The organism is Thioalkalivibrio sp. ALMg3, assembly GCF_000381225.1.
In the GTDB taxonomy this organism is placed as follows: domain Bacteria; phylum Pseudomonadota; class Gammaproteobacteria; order Ectothiorhodospirales; family Ectothiorhodospiraceae; genus Thioalkalivibrio; species Thioalkalivibrio versutus.
The window spans coordinates 351459-357840 of record NZ_KB906220.1 but is presented as its reverse complement, the minus strand read 5'-3'; the positions used below and the strand labels follow the sequence as shown (position 1 = coordinate 357840).

At 63.4% G+C, this 6382-nt stretch carries 6 protein-coding genes and 1 tRNA gene; 2 read left to right on the top strand and 5 right to left on the bottom strand.

Going from position 1 to position 6382, the window contains the following annotated elements:
- The first annotated feature begins 68 nt into the window (after positions 1-68).
- Positions 69-1246 (top strand): IS3 family transposase gene (locus tag F622_RS13680; RefSeq protein ID WP_143592474.1). Its coding sequence is split into 2 segments (ribosomal slippage): positions 69-336 and positions 336-1246, totalling 1179 coding nucleotides; the frame shifts between segments, so codons are not numbered across the junction.
- A 247-nt stretch (positions 1247-1493) separates the two neighbouring features.
- On the opposite strand, the gene dinB is transcribed toward F622_RS13680, so the two are convergent.
- From dinB to F622_RS0103820, 4 genes are all read right to left on the bottom strand, one after another.
- Positions 1494-2750 carry a DNA polymerase IV gene (gene dinB / locus F622_RS0103840; RefSeq protein ID WP_019571370.1) on the bottom strand — a complete coding sequence of 419 codons (1257 nt, stop codon included), beginning with the start codon at positions 2748-2750 and terminating at the stop codon, positions 1494-1496.
- Between the two features lie 118 nt (positions 2751-2868).
- Positions 2869-2945, bottom strand: a tRNA-Arg gene (locus tag F622_RS0103835).
- Between the two features lie 275 nt (positions 2946-3220).
- Complete coding sequence (locus F622_RS0103825) at positions 3221-3772, bottom strand: hypothetical protein (protein WP_019571369.1); 552 nt, start codon at positions 3770-3772, stop codon at positions 3221-3223.
- A 527-nt stretch (positions 3773-4299) separates the two neighbouring features.
- Positions 4300-4854 carry an outer membrane beta-barrel protein gene (locus F622_RS0103820; protein ID WP_026331530.1) on the bottom strand — a complete coding sequence of 185 codons (555 nt, stop codon included), beginning with the start codon at positions 4852-4854 and terminating at the stop codon, positions 4300-4302.
- Between the two features lie 386 nt (positions 4855-5240).
- Here F622_RS0103820 and F622_RS14185 point away from each other — a divergent pair, with 386 nt between their 5' ends.
- Positions 5241-5453, top strand: a complete 213-nt coding sequence (locus F622_RS14185; protein ID WP_026304820.1) for a CsbD family protein — start codon at positions 5241-5243, stop codon at positions 5451-5453.
- 250 nt (positions 5454-5703) lie between these two features.
- On the opposite strand, the gene F622_RS0103810 is transcribed toward F622_RS14185, so the two are convergent.
- Positions 5704-6204, bottom strand: coding sequence for a PRC-barrel domain-containing protein (locus F622_RS0103810; RefSeq protein WP_019571366.1), 501 nt, complete (start codon positions 6202-6204; stop codon positions 5704-5706).
- Positions 6205-6382 lie beyond the last annotated feature (178 nt).

Here is a 6382-nt window from a genome sequence, read left to right as displayed (position 1 = left end):
TGAGCTGGTCTAATTTCCGTGGACACCTCGTTAGGTGGGACGATATCCCCTGGACGAGGAGAACAACCATGGCACGCAAGCGCCGAAGTTTTTCAAGCGAATACAAGGAGCGCGTGGCCCGGATGGTGGTCGATGACGGCCTGGAGGTCTCGGTCGTATGCCGGGATCAGGATCTAGGCGAGACGGCCGTTCGCCGCTGGGTCGATCAACTCAAGGCGGAGCGCACGGGGCAACCGGGCGAGGGTCGGCCGCTGACGGCGGAACAGCAGCGGATCCGCCAGCTCGAGGAGGAGAACCGGCGGTTGAAGGAGGACAAGGAGCTGCTAAAAAAAGCGTCGGCCTTCTTCGCCCGGGAACTGAAGTGATGCATCGCTGCATCACGCGGTTGAGCGGAGAAGGCCCTGTCCATCGTCTTTGTCGGCTGCTGGGAGTGAGCCGGGCCGGCTATTACGCGGCGCGGGCGCGGGCCGGACGTCCAAGCGTGCCCTGCGCCGCTGGCGCTCACCTCGAGCGCGTGTTCACGGCTTCCGGGCGGACCTACGGCAGCCGGCGTCTGGCAAAAGCCTTACAGGCGGATGGCACCGCCGTGGGCCGTTACCGGGTGCGGACGCTGATGCGCGAGCGCGGCCTGCGGCCCGTCTGGCGGCGACGCTTCGTGACCACCACGCAACGCGACGACAGGGCCCCTGTCGCCGAAAACCATCTCAACCGCGAGTTCACCCCGGCCGGACCGAACCAGGCGTGGGCGTCCGACATCACCTATATCCCAACCGCCACCGGCTGGAGCTACCTGGCGGTCATCCTCGACCTGTACTCGCGCAAGGTCATCGGTTGGGCCCTCGATCGGCAGATGCCGGCGAGCCTGACCTGCGAGGCCCTGCGCATGGCGCTGGAGCAGCGCCAACCGGAGCCGGGACTGCTGCTGCACTCCGACCAGGGCTGCCAATACACCAGCGCCGCCTGGCGGCGGCTGCTGGTCCGGCACCAGATCCAGGCGAGCATGAGTCGCCGGGGTAACTGCTGGGACAATGCCGTCGTCGAGCGCTTCTTCCTGAGCCTCAAGACGGAACGCGTCTGGCAGCGCCGCTACGCGAACCACGGCGAGGCGCGGCGGGATGTCGCGGACTACATCGCTCGGTTCTACAACACCGTTCGCATCCACTCGACGCTGGGCTACCTGCCTCCCAGCGTCTACGAGCAACCAACGGCAGCCAATCCACCTAACGCGGTGTCCGAAATCACTTGACCACCACAAAGGTAACGCCGCCCGGATACCCACTGATGTGGCACGGCTACGCCAAACTCACCACGACGGCCTACGCCTACGCCTACGCTTTGAGAGATGAAATCGGATGACATCGCCCTGCATTGATGGGTCTGCGCGACGTATGGGTAAAGGGCAGGACTAGCGCGGAACCGCGTCGATAGCGTGCATTCCCCGGCGCAACGCTTTTTGCGACTCGGCGTCCGCGCCTTGCCAGACGCCAAGCGCTTCACTCCTCGAAGGCCAACTCGCCCTGGGCCCAGGGTCCCGGATCTTCACCGCCCTTGCCAACCGGCACCAGGGCGCTGACATGTACGCCCAGCAGCCGCAGTGGCCGCTCCAGAGGCGCCCGGCGCAGGCACTCCCGGCTCGCGGCCAGCAGGCCTTCCGGTTCGTCGATTGGCTCGGGCAGCGTGTGGTCGCGGGTCAGCGTGCGGAAGTCCTCATAGCGGAGTTTGATGCCCACGGTCCGTCCGCGCACGCCCAGCGCCTGGAGATCCACGGCCACCCGTTCGCAGAGGGCCACAAGGGTTTCGGTGAGTTGCGCGCGGTCATGACGCGGATGCAGGTCGCGTTCGAACGTCGTTTCCCGGCTGACCGACTTGCGCCCGGCCTCTGTCACCACCGGCCGGTCGTCCCGCCCGCGTGCGGCCGCGTGTAGCCAGGTGGCGTAGTTGGACCCGAAGTGTTCTTGCAGAGACCCGAGCTCTGCTCGGGCGAGATCGCCGATGGTGTGAATGCCCAGACGCGCCAGGCGCTCTGAGGACTTCGGCCCGACCCCGTTGATCTTGCTCGCCTTCAACGGCCATATCCGGCTAGCCAAATCCGCCGGACCCACCAGCGTGAGACCATCCGGCTTGTCGAACTCCGAAGCCATCTTCGCCAGCAGCTTGTTCGGAGCGATTCCGATCGAGCAGGACAACCCCGTCGCGGCACGCACCGCCTCTTTGATCCGGCGGGCGATCCGCGCAGGGCCGCTGCGGTAGGACGTCAGGTCGATGTAGATCTCGTCGATCCCGCAGTGCTCGATCTGCGGCGCCAGGGACGCGACGGCCATCTTGAATCGCCCCGAGTAGTGCCGGTAGGCCGTGAAATCGGCCGGCAGCAGGAACGCATCCGGCGCGCGACGGGCAGCGGTCATCAATCCCATGCCGGAATGCACGCCGAGGGCCCGCGCCTCGTAGGTCGCGGTGGTCACCACGCCCCGGCCGCGGTAGTCGCGCAGGCGGGTGAACTGAACCCCGCCGTCGTCGCCCACAACCGGGGCTTCGATACGGCGCCCACCGACCACGAGCGGCTGGCCCCGCAGTTGCGGGTAGCGCAGCAACTCCACGGAAGCGAAAAAGGCGTCCATGTCGAGATGTGCAATGCAGCGGTCCAGAACGCTCAGAGCGGTCTCCTCCCGTTGACGGTATTTTCCATCAACCGAAAAGGCCTGGCGTGTTTCGCGTTCCGCTTTCACCACAGTGCAGCCAATATCCTTCATGTTGTGTTTGATTTTCGGGGGGGCACAGAAGTGGCACGAGAGTGTCACGGGGCGTGACCTGGCCCAAAACGAAAAAAGGACCAGCGACGGTAAGTCACTGATCCTTTTCTCTGGAATATGGCGCGCCCGGAAGGATTCGAACCTCCGACCACCTGGTTCGTAGCCAGGTACTCTATCCAGCTGAGCTACGGGCGCATCGACTGAAGGCGCGCATTATCGCGATTGGTCCCGAAGGATGCAAGCCGTCGCGGGGTATTCTTTGCGTTCGGCTTGGTCTGCCTGGCTCTCCCAGCCGTGCACGATCGGGCGATAGAGCGTGCTTCGCACTCCGTCGCGTTCACGAATGCGGTCGTGGGCGAAATCCTGCATGCCGCCGACGCCCGCGGAGGCATGGCGCCGGCGCGGCATTGTTCCGGTGTGGATTTCACGATTCGAGCGTGCGCCCGAAAAGCCCCGGTCCCGGACGCGAATCAGAAGTTGTAGCCAAGTCCGACAGTGTACGAAAAGTCACTATCGAGGAGCGCATTCTCTGCGTCATTCGAGCGGCTGAAGAACCATTGGTATTCAATGCGACCGAGGGCGTAGGTGTCCTCCAGGAGGTAGTACTTCAAGCCCCCATCCAGTCCGGCGAACCCGCTGTTGTTGACCCCGTCGCCGTAGACTGCGCCCAGGCTCCCGCCAGCGAAGGGACGCATCCGGCCGTCTGTGTCTTGGAGGTTGAGATAGCCTCGAGTGGCTCCGCTCCAGAAGTCATTGGTCAGGAAGTCGCCCTCGAAGTCGGCGTAGTGGATGCTCTGGCGGACGCCGAGGACCAAGTGACCACGCAGATACCAGCCTATATCACCCGTGATGCCGAGGTTGGTGTTGTCGAACCTCCGGTCACTGATGCCACTTCCGGAAAGCGAGAATTCGCGGTCGCCTATGGAGGGCCCAAAGTTGGCGGCCGATCCTTGTTGAGCCTGGACGGAAAGGGTGAACGGTCCAGCCAGGCAGAGCATGACTGCGGCTACCTTTTTCATCATTACCTGCCTCCTGAAACGTTACCCGCCGCGTTGGCATGGCGCAGAGCACTTTGGAGTGCGACCGCGACCGGGAGGGCCCGCTTTGCATCCGAAACGGCAGATTGCGGTCGCAACCGAGAGGGCATCTGTACGTTGCCGCACATTCGCCCCCGGGCGCGTTGGATTTCAGGTAACGGGAGAAAGAGAAAATACGAGAGATCAATGGCGTAACGATGATTTCGATACATCATATGAGGTGCTGAAAAGGATCTTCAGGGAGACGCTGATTGAAGCGCGTTTGCGTGTTCTCGCGGTGTCGCCCCATGTCGTCCGAGACAAGGGCGCTGTGCATTGGGTAGTGAACGAAAGGGGCCTGATCGGTGGCGCACAGAAGTCTCTGTCAACCTGCTCTTCGAGCAGTGATGAAGCGACTTTGCGGCCCGATTGGATGGTGGCGGGGGGGCGGCTGCCCCCTGATCGTGGTGTGCCTCGGGGCAGGGCAGCAGGCGTGCGTTCTTTCGAATGGCCCCTACCCCGGGCAAGAAGGCTCAGAAGTTGTAGCCGAGGCCTACGGTGTAGGCGAACGCACCATCGCGGAAGGCATCTTCTGCATCGCTGGAGCGGCTGAAGAACCACTGGTATTCGACGCGGCCCAGGACGTAGGTGTTCTCCAGGACGTAATACTTCAGGCCGCCTTCCAGGCCGGCGAACGCACTGTCCTTGACGCCGTCGCCGTAGATGAAGCCCAGGCTGCCCCCACCAAAGGGACGCAGACGGCCGTCCGTCGTCTGGAAGTTGAGGTAGCCGCGCGTGGCGCCATTCCAGAAGTCATTGGTTATGTTCTCGCCCTCGATGTCGGCGTAGTTGATGCTCTGGCGGACCCCGACGATCAAATGATCGCGCAGATACCAGCCCATATCGCCCGAGACGCCAAAGTTGGTGCTGTCGAACTTGCGGTCACTGCTGCCGCTTCCGGAAAGCGAGAACTCGCGGTCGCCCATGGAGGGTCCGAAGTTTGCCGTTGATCCGGCTTGCTGGGCCTGGACGGCGAGGGGGAGTGTTCCGGCCAGACAGAGCGTGAGCGCGATTAGCTTTTTGGTCATTACGTTTCTCCTGATTGGTCCCCATCCGGGGCGGGATGGGGTGGTTGTCTCGGTGGGTTCTGGGCGTGCCCGGGAGGCTCCGGGTCGATACTTGGGGTCAGATTACGTTTCCAGCGATGGGGTATCTGTACGTTGGCGCACACAGACAGCCGGTCGCGCTGTGTCCTGGTTCGCGAAAATCAACAAACCCCTCGATTCCCAGGAACCGTGGGTCCAAGTTGTGCTTTTCAGGAAGGGAAGGAGCCTCGATGGCAAGAACGGTGATGGACGCTGCGCGTGAAGTGAGGGCGGGTTTGTGCGATCCCGCACAGACGGGCACGGGTGGGCTCCGCAGGGTTCTGGATCGGGCGGCAATCAAGCCGGCCAGCCATTCGGAGGAGTGCGAGATGAACTGGAATATCGCGAAAGACCACTGGAAGCAGTTCAAGGGCAAGGTCAAGGCGCGTTGGGACAAGCTGACCGACGATGAACTGGAAACCGTGGCGGGGGAACGCGACGAGTTGGTGGGCTGTATCCAGGAGCGGTATGGCGTGAGCCGGGCCGCGGCCGAAGGACAGCTCGTAGAGTTCGAGAGGAAGGTGAGTCGGGTACACCACTGAACCGCCAGCCATGGGTGGGGCCTGGCCCGCCGGGGCTCACCTCCAGGGTTCGGTGATTGGCGTGTGTCCGGGGCGGTGGCGTAGTGGTGGGCGGCCCTGCTAGCCGGAAACTGGCTACGCGGTTTGGGTGGCGCACTGGGTTTGCGCAAGCGCAGGGCCCCACCCGGACGCGCGAGATAACCAATGGCTGCGTAGCGAGTCGGGGGCCCCGAGGAGTGTGGTACCCCTCGGGGCGAGGACAACCAACGCGTTAGTCGCGTTCGTATTCCGGTATTTCCTGCAGCGTGTCTTCATTCATGTCGATGTAAAGCTTGACCTCTCCGTCTTCGGACGTACGCTCGATACGGTCCCAGGCGATCGCCACGTCCTTTCCGCCGAGGCCGAGAACGCCGCTGCCCGTGCCGATCACGACCGCGACGATACGGCCGTCCTGATCGACGACCAGGTCATGGACTTCCCCGATCTCGTCCTGGCTTTCACGGCTATGGATCTTCTGGTCCATCAGGTCCGAGACGTGCAGCCCCTGGTCCGGCATGCGCTGGATATGGGGGGCATCGTCACGGGCATCCGCACGTGGTTGTTCCATGGCGTCGCGGTCGTGGCCTTCGGCGCCACGTTCTTCCATCACCTCGTGGTCGTTCGAGTCCTTCTCGTGTTCGCCGGCCATCGCGCCGGTCATGACACCGCCCAGGCCAAAGACGAAGATGGGGACCGTGGCCGCGGCGAGTTTGAGTGAGGCAAGTTTTTTCATGGTGTCGCTCCTTGATGGATCCGGCGTTCAATCCGGAAGTCGATGTCGCGTGCATCACGCGGGCACTTGGACCCAGCGATGCGAACGCACCAACGATGTTGCGGAGCGCTGTCACCCACGTCTGTACGTTGCGGCACACACCTGGTTCGTAGCCAGGAAGTCTATCCAGCTGCGCTCG